The sequence below is a fragment of the Pseudoalteromonas sp. 120-MNA-CIBAN-0494 genome (assembly GCF_040308885.1).
GTDB classification, from domain to species: domain Bacteria; phylum Pseudomonadota; class Gammaproteobacteria; order Enterobacterales; family Alteromonadaceae; genus Pseudoalteromonas; species Pseudoalteromonas nigrifaciens.
In genome coordinates this window covers 1-17,986 of record NZ_JBEOOE010000049.1, presented here as the reverse complement: position 1 = coordinate 17,986, position 17,986 = coordinate 1, and the positions used below count along the sequence as shown (strand labels likewise).

At 40.3% G+C, this 17,986-nt stretch carries 11 protein-coding genes; 5 read left to right on the top strand and 6 right to left on the bottom strand.

Going from position 1 to position 17,986, the window contains the following annotated elements; genetic code table 11:
• Window positions 1–319: 319 nt before the first annotated feature.
• The gene (locus tag AAEY55_RS17140; protein WP_350552400.1) at window positions 320–2,503 is read right to left on the bottom strand and encodes a malate synthase G; all 2,184 of its coding nucleotides are present in this window, start codon (window positions 2,501–2,503) and stop codon (window positions 320–322) included.
• A gap of 238 nt (window positions 2,504–2,741) precedes the next feature.
• Between AAEY55_RS17140 and AAEY55_RS17135 the strand changes: the two genes are divergently transcribed.
• Complete coding sequence (locus AAEY55_RS17135; protein ID WP_011329704.1) at window positions 2,742–4,343, top strand: isocitrate lyase; 1,602 nt, start codon at window positions 2,742–2,744, stop codon at window positions 4,341–4,343.
• Window positions 4,344–5,430: 1,087 nt separating this feature from the next.
• On the opposite strand, the gene AAEY55_RS17130 is transcribed toward AAEY55_RS17135, so the two are convergent.
• From AAEY55_RS17130 to AAEY55_RS17120, 3 genes are all read right to left on the bottom strand, one after another.
• Window positions 5,431–7,449: a S9 family peptidase gene (locus AAEY55_RS17130; protein ID WP_350552397.1), complete on the bottom strand. Its 2,019-nt coding sequence runs from the start codon at window positions 7,447–7,449 to the stop codon at window positions 5,431–5,433.
• 152 nt (window positions 7,450–7,601) lie between these two features.
• Window positions 7,602–8,330: a 5-oxoprolinase subunit PxpA gene (locus tag AAEY55_RS17125; RefSeq protein WP_350552394.1), complete on the bottom strand. Its 729-nt coding sequence runs from the start codon at window positions 8,328–8,330 to the stop codon at window positions 7,602–7,604.
• A gap of 11 nt (window positions 8,331–8,341) precedes the next feature.
• A complete protein-coding gene (locus AAEY55_RS17120) occupies window positions 8,342–10,141 on the bottom strand; it encodes a glycoside hydrolase family 3 protein (RefSeq protein WP_086995480.1) in 1,800 nt (599 codons plus the stop codon).
• Between the two features lie 483 nt (window positions 10,142–10,624).
• On the opposite strand from AAEY55_RS17120, the gene AAEY55_RS17115 reads away from it, so the two are divergent.
• Both AAEY55_RS17115 and AAEY55_RS17110 read left to right on the top strand, forming a co-directional pair.
• Window positions 10,625–12,070, top strand: coding sequence for a sensor domain-containing diguanylate cyclase (locus AAEY55_RS17115; protein ID WP_350552390.1), 1,446 nt, complete (start codon window positions 10,625–10,627; stop codon window positions 12,068–12,070).
• A 250-nt stretch (window positions 12,071–12,320) separates the two neighbouring features.
• The gene (locus AAEY55_RS17110; protein ID WP_002959120.1) at window positions 12,321–12,530 is read left to right on the top strand and encodes a cold-shock protein; all 210 of its coding nucleotides are present in this window, start codon (window positions 12,321–12,323) and stop codon (window positions 12,528–12,530) included.
• A gap of 991 nt (window positions 12,531–13,521) precedes the next feature.
• Here the strand turns inward: AAEY55_RS17110 and AAEY55_RS17105 are convergent.
• Both AAEY55_RS17105 and udk read right to left on the bottom strand, forming a co-directional pair.
• Window positions 13,522–14,745, bottom strand: a complete 1,224-nt coding sequence (locus tag AAEY55_RS17105) for a NupC/NupG family nucleoside CNT transporter (protein ID WP_011329720.1) — start codon at window positions 14,743–14,745, stop codon at window positions 13,522–13,524.
• 17 nt (window positions 14,746–14,762) lie between these two features.
• A complete protein-coding gene (gene udk, locus AAEY55_RS17100) occupies window positions 14,763–15,392 on the bottom strand; it encodes a uridine kinase (protein WP_011329721.1) in 630 nt (209 codons plus the stop codon).
• Window positions 15,393–15,583: 191 nt separating this feature from the next.
• On the opposite strand from udk, the gene AAEY55_RS17095 reads away from it, so the two are divergent.
• A complete protein-coding gene (locus AAEY55_RS17095; RefSeq protein WP_179807796.1) occupies window positions 15,584–16,801 on the top strand; it encodes a phosphopentomutase in 1,218 nt (405 codons plus the stop codon).
• A gap of 13 nt (window positions 16,802–16,814) precedes the next feature.
• Window positions 16,815–17,516, top strand: coding sequence for a purine-nucleoside phosphorylase (deoD, locus tag AAEY55_RS17090; RefSeq protein ID WP_011329723.1), 702 nt, complete (start codon window positions 16,815–16,817; stop codon window positions 17,514–17,516).
• The last annotated feature ends 470 nt before the right edge of the window (window positions 17,517–17,986 follow it).

Genomic DNA, 17,986 nt, shown 5'->3' with positions numbered 1-17,986 from the left:
TAGTGATCAAAGCTTAATGAGAATAAGCGATCAAAGTTAATGCAATTGGGTGATCAAAGCTGGAGAGAATATGCACCGAAGGGATAGAAGAATACAGGAGCCGTATACGAGGCCCGTACGTACGGCTCTGTGAGAGAGATGAGGCAAAAGCCTCACCCTACTCGATGTGGTTAAAAACTAATAACAGCTACTAAGGATGAATGTTAGCCATTCACCTTAGTTATTAATAATGGCTGGTATTTTTGGCAAATAAATAAAAACCAGCACTTTGGCTGGTTTTTGTATGCTAACTAGGGTGTTTTATACTTGAAGTTAAGTATTAAGCGCCTTGCTGCGCTTTATATTTTAAGCGGTAGCTGTGCAATAAAGGCTCAGTGTAGCCACTTGGTTGCTTAGCTCCTTCTAACACTAAGGCTAGTGCAGCTTGGTAGGCAATATTATTAGCAAGTGATTGCTCACTTATTGCCATAGGCTTGTAGGCATTGTCGTGTTCATTTTGGCCATCTACCACTTTTGCCATTTTAGCCATGGTTGATCTAATTTGTTGCTCGCTGCAAATACCATGATGCAACCAGTTAGCCATATGTTGGCTTGAAATACGCAGTGTTGCTCTATCTTCCATAAGGCCAATATGGTTTATGTCGGGCACTTTAGAGCAGCCAATCCCTTGGTCAATCCAGCGTACTACATAACCTAAAATACCTTGGGCGTTGTTTTCAAGCTCGGTTTTAATATCTTCTTTGCTGAGTAGCTCAGGCTCGTCCATTAATGGTGGGGTAAGTAGCTCATCTAGGCTGGCAATTGCACGCTTAGCAATGCTTTGTTGCTCGCTAAATACATCTACATCATGATAATGCATGGCATGCAGAGTTGCTGCTGTAGGGGAGGGCACCCACGCGGTATTAGCGCCAGATTTAGGGTGAGCTATTTTTTGCTCCATCATTAATGCCATTTTATCGGGCATAGCCCACATACCTTTACCTATTTGTGCTTTATGGCTTAAGCCACAAGCCAAACCAATGTCTACGTTGCGATCTTCGTAGGCGCTGATCCACGGCTCTAATTTAATAGCGGCTTTAGGCAGTACCACACCGGCGTGCATTGAGGTATGAATCTCATCACCTGTTCTATCTAAAAATCCGGTATTAATAAATACAACACGCTCTTTTGCTGCATGAATACAGGCTTTTAGGTTAGCTGAAGTACGGCGCTCTTCATCCATAATGCCCATTTTAATGGTGTTTTTTTCTAAGCCAAGTGCTTCTTCAACCATGTTAAATAGCGTGTTTGTTAATGCCACTTCTTCTGGGCCATGCATTTTAGGTTTTACAATGTTTATACTTTGCGCACTGGAGTTTTTAAGCGCACTGCTAGAATTTAAGTCATGTAGCGCCGCTGTTGCAGTAAACATGGCATCCATAATGCCTTCAAACACATCGTTACCGCTTACGTCGGTAATTGCAGGATTGGTCATTAGGTGGCCTACATTGCGCACAAACATCATGCTGCGGCCCTTTAAGCTTAAGGTTTCACCATTTAGCGCAGTATATTGACGGTCGCTTTGCAGGGTACGTTCGACTATGTTATCGCCTTTTTTAAACGATTCGACTAAGTTGCCTTGCATTAAACCTAACCAGTTTTTATAAACTTGTACTTTATCCTCTGCATCAACTGCAGCTATAGAGTCCTCGCAGTCCATAATAGTGGTAAGCGCAGCTTCAAGTACCACATCTTTTAAGCCTGCTTTATCTGCTTGGCCTATTGGGTGATGGTGATCTATATGCAGTTCAAGGTGTAGGCCATTATTTTTGAGCAAAATAACGCTAGGGTTTTGTGCTTCACCTTGGTAACCCACTAATTGTTCTGGCTTTTTTAGTTTGGTTTGTGAGCTGTCGCGTAGAGTAATTGATAGCGCGCCATCAACAACTGAATAGTTAGTACTCTCTATATGCGAGCCGTTTTCTAGTGGCAAGGCTTTATCTAAAAACTGTCTCGCGTATGCCATTACTTTAAAACCACGAACTGAGTTATACGTGCGGCCTTTTTCGGCACCATCTTCTTCGCTTAGTACATCAGTACCGTATAGGGCATCGTATAACGAACCCCAACGCGCGTTTGCAGCATTAAGTGCAAAGCGTGCATTGCTTACCGGCACTACCAGCTGCGGCCCAGCTGTTTGTGCTATTTCGGGCTCAACATTTTTTGTTTCAATACTAAAATTTTCAGGCTCGTTTACTAGGTAACCTATGTCGGTTAAAAACGCCTGATACTGTGCTTTATCCCAGCTTTTATTGGTCAGATGATACTCATCAATTTGCTGTTGTAGCTGTTCGCGTTTAGCAAGTAGAGCTCTATTTACTGGCGTTAATGTTTGTACAATATGCGCAAAGCGCTGCCAAAATTGCTGCTCATTTAAATGTGTACCAGGTAATAGCTGGTTTTTAACAAAGTCAGCTAGTTGGTTGTCTACGCTGAGTCCTGAGTGAGTGAGAGTATGGGGCATTTTAATAATCCTTAAACGGTCGCGATATTGTAAATTTTAGTGTGCGTAGTGTAACCATAACGTAAAAAAGGGGGGTTGAGTGCAATTTACTCATTCATGATATGTATAGCCGTAATAACAACTATAAATTTACTAAATCTGAAAAATAAGCCTAATGTTTAATTAAGCGCTGCAGAGCAACTAAAGCAGTCACTCTCATAACACTATAATAATTTACCCCGTTCAAAGGATTTTAATTATGACTACATATAAAAGCGAAACAGATACATTAGCAACACTTTGTAAAAAACAAGGTAGTGCATGGAAAACCATTAACCCTGAATATGCAACACGTATGCGTTTACAAAATCGCTTTCGTACTGGGGTAGAAATTGCACAGTTTACTGCTGACATTATGCGTGAAGACATGGCCGCATACGACGCTGATACAAGCCAGTACACTCAGTCTTTAGGTTGTTGGCATGGATTTACTGCGCAACAAATGATGATGGCTATTAAGCGCCATCAAAAAACAACTAAGCGTAGCTATGTATACTTAAGTGGCTGGATGGTTGCGGCACTTCGTTCAGAGTTTGGTCCGCTTCCGGATCAAAGTATGCACGAAAAAACCTCAGTTCCGGCACTAATTGAAGAAATTTACACCTTTTTAAAGCAAGCCGATGCACGTGAACTAGACCATTTATTTAATGACCTAGATGCAGCTAAAGCAAACGGCGGCGACGTACAAGCGGTACTAGATAAAATTGATAACTTTGAAACGCACGTAGTGCCAATTATTGCTGATATTGATGCCGGTTTTGGTAACGAAGAAGCGACTTACCTACTCGCTAAAAAAATGATTGAAGCAGGTGCTTGTGCAATTCAAATCGAAAACCAAGTGTCCGACGCTAAGCAATGTGGCCATCAAGCAGGTAAAGTAACTGTACCGCACGAAGACTTTTTAGCTAAAATTAACGCAGTACGTTACGCATTTTTAGAACTGGGCATTGATAACGGTATTATTGTTGCGCGTACCGATTCACTAGGCGCCAGCCTAACGCAAAAAGTACCGGTTTCACAAACTCCAGGTGACTTAGCTAGCCAGTACAATGCATTTTTAGAAACTACGCCAATTAACGGTGTTGAAGATTTAAATGAAGGCGACACTGCAATGAAGCTTAATGGCCAACTTTGCAAACCAACGCGCCTTGATAATGGTTTATTCCAGTTCCGCGAAGGTACAGAAAAAGACCGCGTAGTACTAGATTGTGTAACTAGCCTACAGTCGGGTGCAGATTTACTGTGGATTGAAACCGAAAAACCACATGTTAAGCAAATTGCTGAGCTGGTTAATCGTGTTAAAGAGCAAGTGCCAGATGCTAAGCTTGTTTATAACAACTCACCGTCGTTTAACTGGACACTTAAGTTTCGTGAGCAAGTGTATCAAGAATGGCAAGAAGCGGGCCGTGACCTTAGCGCTTACCCAAGCTTGGGTGACAATAAAGGCCTTATGGCACCAGAAATGGATGCTACCGAGCTTGCAGTAGCAGCCGATTTACTAGTACAAAACTTTCAACGTGATGGTGCACGTGAAGCCGGTATTTTCCATCACCTAATCACATTGCCAACGTACCATACAGCAGCACTAAGTACGGATATTTTGTCAGAAGGTTACTTTGGTGACTTAGGTATGCTGGCTTATGTACGTGATGTACAGCGTCAAGAGATTCGTCGCGAACAAGCGTCTGTTAAGCACCAAGACCTTGCAGGCTCTAACATTGGCGATACACACAAAGAGTACTTCTCTGGTGATAATGCGCTTAAAGCCGGTGGTGAAGATAACACCATGAACCAATTCTAATTCAACTAGATAGTGTTACGTAAAGGGCCGAAAGGCCCTTTTTTTATGCGTATAATTAAGTAACCTGTCTGTGGATAATAAAGCTATCTCTAGTCGCTTTTTGACGTTAACTGCATTGAATTTGTTTGCAATAGGCCAGCCATGGGCGCGTAAAGCTGCCTTGTTTCCTCCCCACTCCTCAAATAAACCTCTAATTAAAGAAAATAAAATTATCATTACAGTTTAATACTTTAGTAAACCTTTTAACCAGTTCAGTTAAGTAGCTACCCGCAACAGATCAGTATTTAACTAGCTGGCTATAATTACGGATCAGAGTTTAACCAAGCTTAGTGTAAAGCCCATTATTTAACCTTTTTAGCACTTTTATGGCTTTATAAACTGTAAATAAAGGCCATAAGTGACTGATTTTAGCTTTTTGAGTGAACACTCACCTTATAATAAACCGATTTTTTACTAACTTGAGCCATCGACAAAACACTTTTTTACTAACTGAGGGCCTATAAACACTAGCTCAAACCGGTTTTTTACCAACTCAGTGGGTATTTAATTGTATAAACCGAAATTTTACCAACTCAAATAATAGTTAAGTCCGATACTTAAGCTAGGCATTAAGATAGCTTAAGTATTAGTAAGCATTTAGATGGCTTTATCTCTATATTGCTGATGTTAGCGTGTAGGTGAATATAGTTAAAGTGGACTATATCCCTAAAGGGGGAGTGAGTACTTTTTGGCTATAATTAACCTGAGATCCGGATCTCAAGCAGCTATTTTCAGCGCTAACTGCGTTGAATTTTCTTGCAATAGGCCAGTTATTGACCCGTAAATTCGCCTTGTTTTCACTGAAAACCTCTGGCTAGAGAAAATAAAATTAAATATAAATATGATTCAATACGTTAGTAAATCTCTTAACCAGAGGTCAGGTTAATTAACTTGCCGCGGCGTTTGTAGTTTGCCTAGGCGTTACTATTAAAAATACCTAACCTGAGTTTAGGTTACTTACTGTAAACCCCCTTTACACTTATTGGTAATGTAAAAAAGCCACTTTAAAAAAGTGGCTTTAACTTACATACCAAGCGGTATGTTTAGGTTATTTAGTGTGTTTATCAAACCACCATTGAATATAGGCAACTTTAGCCATTAAATTAGACGGACGAGCGGTAATACCATGTGATGCATCGGGAATACGTACCATAGCGGTTTCAACACCTTGTAGCTTTAATGCTTGATAAAACTGTTCGGTTTCTGAAATCGGTGTACGGAAATCAGATTCACCGGTTAGTAGCATAGTGGGTGTTTTTACATTGCCGACATAACTAATTGGCGAGCGTTTCATATAATGTTCTATATGATCCCACGGCTTACCCGGAAACCAATAGTCAGCAAAGAACGGGTAAAAGTCGGCAGTTAGTACAAAACTGATCCAGTTAATTACAGGTTTAGCAACCACGGCTGCGGCAAAACGGTCGGTATGGCCAACTATCCACGCGGTAAGTACGCCGCCACCAGAGCCACCGGTAACAAACAATTTAGACTCATCAATAAAACCTTTGGCAATTAAAGCATCTACTCCAGTCATTAAGTCGTCATAATCGTTACTTGGGTAATTATGATGAATAGTTTGTGCAAACTCTTTGCCGTAAGAATCACTCCCGCGAGGGTTCATATACAATACAACGTTCCCCTTAGCCGCATATAATTGTACCTCGGCGCTAAAGTGCGGGCCGTAATTGGCTACCGGGCCACCATGAATTTCAAGAATTAATGGGTACTTTTTATTACTGTCAAAACCAGGCGGGTAGGCTACCCAAGCTTGAATTGGCAGTTGATCGTGGCTCGATTTAAGCCATAGCTCTTCTACCTTGGCTAGTTGTTTATGCCCCAGCGAGTTGTCATTTAAACTTGTTAAGCGCTGTGCTTTACCACGTTTAATTGCCGCTACATCGGCAGGGCGCTGCGTGTCGGCTAGGGTAAACACAATTTCGTCATCTTCGCTCACATCAAAGTCGCCACCAGAATAAGGACGACCAAACGAAACGCTGCCAATTTTTTCAGTAATAACTTTACGTGAACCGCTACGAGGTTGGTACGCTAACGTGGTTTGCCCTTGATCAGCGTAACTAAAGTAAATGCCTTTAGAGTTACCGCTCCACTTTATTTTAGCTACGCTGCGGTCTAAGTCGGCAGTTAAATTAGTTGTTTTACCCGAACGTAGGTCGCGAATATACAATTGGGTGTTTTCGTAATTAGTTTGCTTGTCATCGTAACCGGTATACGCAAGGTAGCGGCCATTAGGCGATACTTGAGGTTGGCGATCGGGGCCGTTTCTATCGGTTACAGCGGTTACTTCAAGCGTAATTAAATTAAGTTTATATACTTCGCTATTAGTTGGTTTTAACAAGTAATTGTTATGCCTATTAGCCGAAAAATATAACGCTTTTTTATCTTTACTAAAGCTAACTTCGCCGCCGTTATTAAACTCATCAAAGGTGAGCTGTTTAGCATTGCCGCCATTTGCGTCAATAATAAATAATTGCTCAAAGCCATTCTTAGAGTAACCAGCACCATCAGCACGATAATATACATCGTCAATATATTTAGCTGGCTCTGCCCAAGTAGAGCCTTCAGGTTTACCAGGTAAGTTAATGGGTGAGCTTGATGTGGTGGCAACAAACATACTAAATGCGAGTTGCTTAGCATCTGGGCTCCAGCTTAGCGCTTTTGGCGTACTTGTAAGGTTACTTATTTTGCTAACCGCGCCAGTTTTAAGCCATTTCATGTAAATTTGGTTGCTACCGTCACGGTTTGAAATAAACGCTAAACGAGAGCCGTCCGGCGACAACTTGGGCGAATGATCCATATGCACGCCAGAAGTAAGCGGTTGAATTTGTCGTGTTTTATAATCTACTGTCCAAATATTACCTATTTTACGGTCGGTTTTTATATCCATTCTGTTACGTACAAAATAAACTGTTTTACCGTCTTTGGTAATGTCTAGCTGGTTAGCGTATTCAAGCGTAAATACATCTTCTAACTGTAGGGTGCTGCTATTGGCAAAGGCAAGATTACCTGTGCTTATTAATAGACTAAGCGCAAAAAATGTTCTCATTTCAAATCCCTGTGGTTGTTAATAATAATGGTTATATGTTAGAGAGTTTAAAAATAATAGCTAGGGTGATGAAGTAATTGCGTGGGTAGACTGAATCTGTAAAACGGTTCAGCTGTAAAGGGGGTTTACAACTGAACATATTAAATAATGATTTAACGTTTACACAATAACTTTATTTGTTGAATGAGTGCAATACCGGCAGGGTTATCGCCGTGAACGCATAAACTATCGGCATCTAAAATTAACTTTTTACCTGAACGCGTAGTTACGCTGCCATCAGCTAACAGTTGCTTTACTTGCTCAATTAAAGCTTGCTCGTTATGCACACTACCTGCTAACTGCCTTGACACTAAAAGCCCTTCGTCGGTGTATTGTCTGTCGGCAAAGGCTTCTAATATTAATTTTACCCCTAAAGTGTCGGCCATTTTTTGATGCTTTTTAGCATCAGCCGTTGCTAAAATCATTAATTTTAATGGGCTAGGGTAGTGTGCTACCGCGCCCATTACGCTAGTTAAAAGCTGCTCGTTAAGCATCATATCGTTATAAAGTGCGCCATGGGGCTTAACATAACTAAGGCTTAAGCCTTGTACTTTGGCCATACCTTCTAGCGCAGCAATTTGATAGTGCAGACAATTTGTAAGCTCGCTTGCACTTAGCGCCATAGATCGTCTGCCAAAACCTTGTTGATCTGGGTAGCTAGGATGAGCGCCAATTTGTACCTTATGCTGTTTTGCCAGCTTGAGCGTATTTGCCATTACATCGGCATCACCCGCATGAAAACCACAAGCAATGTTAGCCATATTAATGTGCGGCATAACCTCTTCATCTAAGCCCATTTTCCAAGCACCAAAGCTTTCACCTAAATCGCAATTTAATAGCATTTAAGTTCTCCTTACTTTTTTATTGTTACAGGCAAAGTGCCATAAGCTGGCAATTTGCCTAACAGTACGTGTGCTAAAGCGGTAAATGCGGGGCCTGTTACAATATCGTTTTTATCGTGATCAATATTATAGGCATACGATGCAAGTACAGCATGCGCATAATCGCTAAACTCAGCAATGTCGTAAGGCGCTCTTAGGCTAATAAATACCATATTTTTATTTTGCTTTTTGGCCACTTTTAATAACGACTCAAGTGCTTTTGGCTGCTGTGCGTTGCTAAGTGCAAATTGAGGATCGTTTTTTAAATCATCCATACCGCCAATTTCTACCGCACTTTGATTTGGCGTTGCATTGCCCGCTATAACAACATCGGCTTTATTAATGTCTGTGTGCGCTTGTTGCGGATCAAAGCCTTGCAAGCTACTACAAGTATAGTTAAGCGTATGTTTACTAATGCTTTGCAAGGCTTGTTGTAGTGCCATGCATTTGCGGGTGTCGGGCATTATAATATGAACATGTTGCCCGGCTTTAAGTGTAAGTGGCAGTGTATTGTGAGTGTTTTTAACTTGTGTAATAGCCTCTACCGCTAATTGTGCTTCAATATCGCGATGCGCTTTACTCCCAATAACGTGCTTGGCGTTAACTAGCGCATTAATGGCGTTAAAACTGGTGTTAAGTTTAAACTTACTTTTAAGCGTTGTAATACGCTGCGCCGACTCAGTTATTTCTTGTTGATTAAGTTGCTTAGACTTAACTGCAGCAACTAAATCTTTAATGAGCTGATCAAGTTTGGTTAAGTCATCTATGCTGCGAATTTCTATTGGCATTAAGGCAATATCGACCCCTGCAGCAAAGGTGTTTATAACCGCTTGAGTAGGATTAAAAAAGTGACTAATACCTGCCATATCAAGTGCATCGGTTACTACTACGCCATTATAATTAAGCTCATGGCGTAAAATATCAGTAATTATTTTACGCGACATAGTTGCGGGTTTAATCATGCTTTTACCATCAACACTGGTAAAGGTACTGCTATCAAGCGCAGGGTACTGAATATGTGCGGTCATGATCATGCCAGGGCTTTGCGTGGCAATAATCTGTTTAAAAGGGGCTAGATCTTGTTGGTAAATAACCTCTTTTGCATGGTTTACCCTAGGTAAGCCCGTATGGCTATCTACGTTAGTGTCGCCGTGGCCCGGGAAATGTTTAAGTGAACTAATAATGCCGTTATTTTCAAACCCAGCAACTTGAGCTGCACCTAAAGTTGCAACGCGCTTAGGATCCTCGCCAAACGAACGTACATTAATAACGGGGTTATCTGGGTTCATATTTACGTCGATTGAAGGCGCATAATTAACGTTAATACCCAAAGCACTTAGCTCGGTGGCCATTACTTTAGCGGTTTGCGCGGCAAAATAACTGTCGTGTTTTTCAAAAGTAGCACCAATCGACATATTACCGGTAAACGAGGTTGCTACATCGCGCGGTAGGCGTGCAACACGGCCGCCTTCTTGATCAACCGAAATAAACAAAGGTAATGCCGAACTCGATTTACTTGCAGCATGTTGTAATTGTTGGTTAAGGGTAATTATTTGTTCAATAGATTGGGTGTTTTCAGAAAATAAAATCACCCCGCCAATATTGTATTTACTAATGGCGTTTGCCAGTTCATTGGGTAATTGAGTCATTGGCGTTCGGCACTGTTTGCTTGCACCTTGGTGACAAAAATAGCGAAAGTCGAGTAATAGCTTTTGGCCAAGTTGTTGTTCAAGCGTAAGCGCAGGTTGAGCTATAGAAGATTGTAATGGCATTAAACACCCGATTAAAAAAGCAATAGACGATACAGCATACTTATTTAGCAAAACACACTCCAAAGCTAAATAAAATAGATAAGTGCATGCAGCTTATCTATTTTTTAGTGCAACTGCAAAGCAGATACGCAATAGCGGTACGTTTAAGTCTTATTGATTTTTAAAGCTGAATAGGCGCTTACATAAAGCACTTTATTTAGGCGAAAATTCGCAATCTAAAAGTTTTAATAACACAATTTTAATGTAACAATTTTATAACAAATGTGGATTTTAAAGCATAAAGAAAGTATTATTTCTAGCTTTATGTATGAATTATAAGTGCAAGCTGATTAGCTTTGTACTGTGGACGATAATCGCTTGCTCAATAAATTGCTATCGGCTTTAAACCTTCGGTTTCTTATTTTTTTGTTAGTACTCTTAGCTGCATTAAGTACCTTGGTGAGTAGTTTTTATTCTACTTATCAAGTGCAAAAAGAACAGCTAATGAGTAATACACTAAAAAGCAACTTTGCTTATGCTAATAAATTAGCATCGGCAACGAATAACTTTTTAGAGTCAGCCATGCAACAACTGGCTTATTCAGCTAAAAAAATAGAACAAAACATAGATGACAACACGCTATTACAAGCAGAGGTCACGCGCTTAAATCGACAAACAAACAGCTTTAACTCCGTTATTATAAACAAATACGGCATCATTAGCGCAACCTCCCCCGAGCTACCACTGATTATTGACCAACCCTTATCGTCACCAGGCGCAACACAGGCATTTAAAGAGCGTCGCCCGTTGATCAGCGACTCTTATATGTCTAAATCAGGTAATTTAATTGTGTTTATTTCACATCCGCTCTTTTCTAGTAAAGGTGACTATTTAGGGTATATAGGTGGGTCATTATATTTAAAAGAGCGCAGTATATTAAATGACCTGTTGGAGCATCATTATTTTGAGGGAGGAACACATATTTATGTGGTTGATACTAAAAAGCGTATTCTTTATCATCCTGACTCTGCACGCATAGGTACTTTTTTAGCTAATAATAAAGTTATTAATCAGGTGCTTATGGGTAATGATGGCATCGCTCATATAAATAACAGCCAAAATATTCATATGCTTGCAGGTTACGCCCCAGTAAAACTGGCCAACTGGGGGATTATTGCGCAACGCCCTATAAAAGTAACGTTAAGCTCGTTAGACACATTAATAATTGCAGTGATAAAACGTACATTGCCTATCGTTATTATTATTTTTATTTTAATCGGCTTGTTTGCGCATTTTATTTCTAAGCCACTTAAGCGACTAGCTGATATTGCAAATAGAACTGATGAATTGAATCATGAAAGTGAGTTGAAAAAAGTTAAGTCATGGTATTTTGAAAGTCAGCAATTAAAAACAGCAATGTTAAAAGGTGAAAGTGTTTTACAACTGCAAATAGGGCAGTTACGCCACGATGCACAAACAGATCCTCTAACGGGGATTCATAATCGCAGAAGTTTAAAAGTATGGCTTGATAAACTAATCCACGAACAAACGTTATTTACCATTTTAGAAATAGACATCGACTTTTTTAAACGCGTAAATGATACATATGGGCACGACAAAGGCGATGAAGCACTCAAAGCATTAACCAAGCTTATTCAAAGTGTTGCTCGCAAAGATGATATTGTTGCGCGCATTGGCGGCGAAGAATTTGTGCTTGTAATACCTAATCAAAACAGTGAAGGTGCATTTAAAATAGCAGAAAGGCTGCGCCTTGCAGTTGAGTCGTCACATATAGATACAGTTGGTTACATAACCATATCAATAGGTATTGCTAGTTACCCAGAGCACGGCACTAATATTGAGCAAGTATTTAAAAAAGCCGATAACGCACTTTACTATGCAAAAGAGCATGGTCGTAACCGTAGCATTATTGCTAATTTAATAGAGTAACTGAAAGACCCTTAACTAATCTAAACAAGGTTTATTATTTTAAAACTATTTAAATAATAAGCTTGACACAAATTAAAACTTCTATATAGTGGGCCGCAGCTAGAAAGAAAGTATGTAATCTATAAATCTCCATTTCGATGTTGTATAAGTAATACTTGTAGTACCGTCCTGAAGTTTTTAAAGTACCATCTCATTTTTTGCTATACCCGCTCATATGAGCATATTTTTATTTTTATATCAGGATATTACAATGTCAAACATCGTATCAGGTACAGTTAAGTGGTTTAACGAGTCTAAAGGTTTTGGTTTCATCGAGCAAGAAAACGGCCCAGACGTTTTCGCACATTTCTCAGCAATCAAAAGCGAAGGTTTCAAAACTTTAGCTGAAGGCCAACGTGTAGAGTTCACTCTTTCACAAGGTCAAAAAGGTCCACAAGCTGATAACATCACAGCTGTATAATTTTACTTTTTAAGTAAAATGAAAAAAAGCGCTTAAGGCGCTTTTTTTGTGCCTAAAATTTGATATTCCTCGGTAACTCCCCCCTCAGTATTGTATTTCAACGCATTAAACTTAACTAACCAAACTCTGTGCCGATTTTTTGAATGCAATTTTATATAAAATACAGGTGCCATGCTCAATGTGTATAGCTTTAGGCGTAAATGCAAAAGGCAGCGCTCAGGCTTGAGCTATCAATCAACTATCAATTAATCAATCAACTATCAGCGAGCAGTTAGAACCCCAGCCAAATTAATGGCTGCAAAAGCAGGCGGGAGTTTACCTCGCGCTTTTTACTGTACTTTTGGTGTTGGGTATAAACTTACCCTGGGCGAGTAGCTTGTTACCTGCCACATGCTCGTAGTACGAAAAACGTATTTGTAAAAGGTGATGAGATCACAAAGTAGTGATTTAAACCCTAGAGATGAAATGCCAGTATGAGGCAAAGGCAGGTTTTATATTTCAGGTTTTAGGCGTCAGGTGTTTGATGCAAGCTCAATAGAGTAACTAAGCAAACTCAATGTTTAGCTTTAGCCGTAAATACGAAAAGGGACAGCACTCAGGCTTGAGCTGTCTGCCAGTCAACTATCAACTTCTTAATTATTAGCGAGTAGTTATAATCCCACCCAAGTTAATGGTTATAGGAGCCGCAGGGAGTTTACCTCGCACGCTTTTTACTGCTTTATATTGCGCTTGTGGCAGGGGACTGTTATCTGGTGTTGATCTGTGGTGAATACCATTTTAGTGTTTAAAGGTGGTGGTTGGCAGGTGGTTTTTCATTTTATTATATGATTCAAAGATTAGCCTTTAAGCTCATTTATAAACCTATTTATAAGCCCAAAACGATAAAAGGGCCTTGCGGCCCTTGATGAAGTATCGTTCAAGTCAGATAGAGCTTTAACCCCTTAAAGCACTACCCTATTGTTTTGCAACAGTGGTTCATCTCATTAAGTTTCTAAGCTAGCGAGAGGAAAAATCCAGCAATTGCGGCGCTCATAAGGTTAGCCATAGATCCTGCTAACACTGCTCTGAGCCCTAAGCGAGCGATATCCTTTCGCCGACTAGGCGCCATACCGCCTAATCCACCTAGTAAAATGGCTATCGATGATAAGTTAGCAAAGCCACACAGTGCAAAAGTAACAATTGCTTGAGTGTGCGCACTTAACGTATCGCGATAATTTATAAAGTCTAAGTAAGCAACAAATTCATTCACTACTAACTTTTGACCAATAAAGCTACCGGCTAGTATTGCTTCATTCCATGGCACACCAAGTAACCATGCAACAGGCGCAAATACATAACCTAAAATTTCTTGCAGCGTTAATGTCGGGTAGTCAAACCAGCCGCCAATACCGCCTAATAAACCGTTTAACAATGCAATTAATGCTACAAAAGCAAGTAGCATTGCACCTACGTTTAGTGCCAAGTGCATACCACTTGCAGCACCCGATGCGGCTGCATCAATAACGTTAACGGGCTTTTCATCATCTAAATCTAAGTCAGCTAAATTGTCTTTAGGCGTTTCGGTTTCTGGCACAATCATTTTGGCCATTAAAAAGCCGCCAGGAGCCGCCATAAAGCTAGCTGCTATTAAATACTTAAGGTCAATACCAATAATTACGTAACCGGCCATAACAGAGCCTGCTACCGTTGCTAAACCACCTACCATTACGGCAAATAATTCCGACTTGGTCATAGTGGCAATAAAAGGTTTAACAATTAACGGTGCTTCTGTTTGGCCAACAAAAATATTAGCAGTGGCCGATAACGATTCAGTACGTGAGGTTTTTAACAGCTTTTGCAAGCCGCCACCTAAAATCTTAATAACCCACGCCATAATGCCTAAATGATATAACACGGCCACTAACGCAGAGAAAAACACAATTACCGGCAGTACTTGAATAGCAAAAATAAACCCTAATGTATCTTGCGATGCTAAAGGTCCAAACAAAAAGCTTATACCGTCGTTAGCAAAACCAATAACCGATGAAACAGCGGAAGATACACTTGCTAATGCATTTTTGCCTGCATCAAAAAATAATACAAAACCACCAATAATTACTTGCATCGCAAATGCGATACCTACCGTTCTAAGCTTTATTGCTTTGCGATTAGTTGACGCCGCAAACGCAATAGCTAGCAGCATAAACATGCCAACTACGCTCATAAAAGTTGTCATACAAATGTTTCCCGTTACTATTCTTGAAGAATATGTTTAATTTTACTTTTTATTATATCAATCGCAACGCGATTCATGCCGCCTCGAGTGACAACTAGATCTGCATTATGCTTTGACGGTTCTATAAATTGATAAAACATCGGTCTAACAGTTGCTTGGTATTGTTCAACAACAGATTGTAATGTTCTGCCCCTTTGCTCCATATCGCGTTGCATTCTACGCATTAAGCAAATGTCTAAGGGAGTGTCTATAAACACCTTAATATCAAATTCTTTATTAAGCGCTTTATCGCTAAGTAGTAAAATGCCTTCTACGATTAATATTTTAGCTGCAGTTACATACCGCGTTGTTTCGCTGCGAGTATGTTGTGCATAATCATAAATAGGTACTTCTACAGCGTGGCCGTTACGAAGTTGTGTTAAATGCTCATGCATTAGCTTATATTCAAATGCATCAGGATGGTCGTAGTTAGTTTGCGTACGATGTGCAAACGGTAAATGCGACTGATCCTTATAATAAGCATCCTCTTCGATAATGGCGATAGCGCCTGGTTCAAGTTCATTAACCAATTCATTGTAAATTGTTTGGCTAAAAAGAGATTTACCCGACGCTGACGCGCCAGCAATGGCTATAATAGTTCGTGTCACTAAAGTTCTCACCCACACAGGAAGATATATTGTTGGTAGATCACAATAGCAAAAAAGACACGATTAATCTCTTTTGCTTCGCTTAAGGGCGTAAATTTATAATGTTTAGGTTATATGAAACAGGACTTATGTCCTGTGCGTAAAAATCGAAGAGCAGATAAAGTAACCATATTGAATAACGGGAGGTCACAATGGCAAGAGCAATTATCCTAATGGCAGACAGTTTAGGAATTGGCGCAGCACCAGATGCAGATAAATTTGGTGATATTGGCGCGAATACTTTAGCACATCTGCTAAAAGCATATTATGACGAAACAGGCACAGCATTATCGCTACCTAACTTATCAAAGTTAGGGTTAATTGATGCCTGCGAAGCGGCCGGTAAAGAGCCTTGTTTAGTGTCAAATCGTTCAGCATCGCAAGGTGCATGGGGATACGCAAAAGAGCTTTCGAGCGGTAAAGATACGCCATCAGGCCATTGGGAAATGGCGGGAGTACCCGTTTTATTTGATTGGGGTTATTTTCCTAAAACTCAGCCAAGCTTCCCACAAGAATTTATTGACGAGCTTATTGCTCGTACCGGTATCCCAGGTATATTAGGCAACTGCCATGCATCAGGAACCACTATTTTAGAGCAGCTAGGTGAAGAGCACGTTAAAACAGGTAAACCTATCTGTTACACCTCAGCTGACAGCGTGTTTCAAATAGCCGCGCATGAAGAGTCATTCGGCCTAGAAAAGCTTTATCAGGTTTGCGAAACTGCACGGTCGCTACTTGATGAAATGAATATAGGACGAGTGATTGCGCGGCCATTTTTGGGTTCAAATAATCAAGACTTTGCTCGTACCAGCAATCGCCGTGACTACTCGGTATTACCGCCAGCCCCTACATTGCTAGACGTACTAGCAAAAGACGGTGGCGAAGTAATAAGTATTGGCAAAATTTCAGATATATACGCGCATCAAGGTATTACCCAAAAGCATAAAGCACCTGGGTTAATAAACTTGCTGAAAAAAACCAACGAATTAATGCAAAGTGCGCCCGATCACAGCTTAATATTTACTAACTTGGTCGACTTTGACGAAATGTTTGGTCATCGTCGTAATCCTGTTGGGTATGCAAAAGCGTTAAAAGAGTTTGACGATTATTTGCCAACTATATTAAACGCACTAAAAGCCGATGATTTACTAATTATTACTGCCGATCATGGCTGCGATCCAACCTTTCCAGGTTCTGAGCACACCCGTGAATACGTACCAGTAATTGCTTACCAACCGGGTATGACCGACACCCCACTTGGTGAGCGCAATAGTTTTGCAGACATAGGTCAAACCTTAGCACAATGGTTTAACTTACCTGCGCTTGAATACGGTGATGGCTTTATAGATAAGCTAACTACATCTAAATAAAAAGGAAAGATTAATGAGTACTCCGCATATCAATGCAAACGTAGGTGATTTCGCCGAAACAGTATTAATGCCAGGCGATCCGCTACGCGCAAAATATATTGCTGAAAACTTTTTAGATGACGCAAAACAAGTAACCAGTGTACGTAACATGCTTGGCTTTACAGGCACTTACAAAGGTAAGCCAGTAAGCATTATGGGATCGGGCATGGGCATTCCATCAATGTCTTTGTATGCGCGTGAGCTAATTGTTACTTTTGGGGTTAAAAACCTGATTCGTATTGGCACGTGTGGCGGTATTGGTAGCGACGTTAAAATACGCGATGTTATTTTTGCACAAGGTGCATGTACCGATTCAAATGTAAATCGTGCCCGTGTACGCGGTACAGATTTTGCTGCAATTGCTGACTTTGACCTGCTTTTAAACGGCGTAAATGCTGCAAAAGATCTTGGTATTAAAGCAAAAGTGGGCAACGTATTTACTACCGACACATTTTATCAAGCCGATGACACTTTTTATAAAGATTTAGATAAATTAGGTGTGCTTGCCGTTGATATGGAAACAGCCGGTTTATATGGCGTTGCAGCCGAATATGGCGCAAAAGCAATGGCATTATTCACTGTAAGTGATCATGTGATCACTGGCGAAGCAACTCCAGCAGACGAGCGTCAAAGCACATTTAACGAAATGGTTAAAATTGCTTTAGAGTCTATCTAAGTAATTGGCTATTTAAGTAAAACAGTTCCTTGGTAACGTATTCACTAAATTTTGGAGACACGCCCAAAGTGAAGTGAGACTAAACCCCAAAGCCGCATTTATGCGGCTTTTTTTATGCTTAAACTTTAGTTTTTAACGTGAGTTAGCTCTGCATCTACAAATTAAGTTTAAGCCAGATATTATTTTGCAGCCAAGCAACTTACTGGCGTAATGCGCTAAAACCTGTTTGTATACTTTCACACCTTCTGCTCTTTATACAAAAACATCTAAGCCCATTTATTCACAAAGAGGGTATGAGGCGCTGCGCTTTTAGAGGAATAACAAAGCCAAGAACAATGTGTTTTATGTCTACTCATTTACTCTCATTGTCTTCTCTTTGTGCAAATTGTTGTAGCGCATTTTAAATTAAAACCTGTTTAAAAAGAGGTTAGTAGACACTGCGCTTTAGAGGAATAACAAAGCCAAGAACA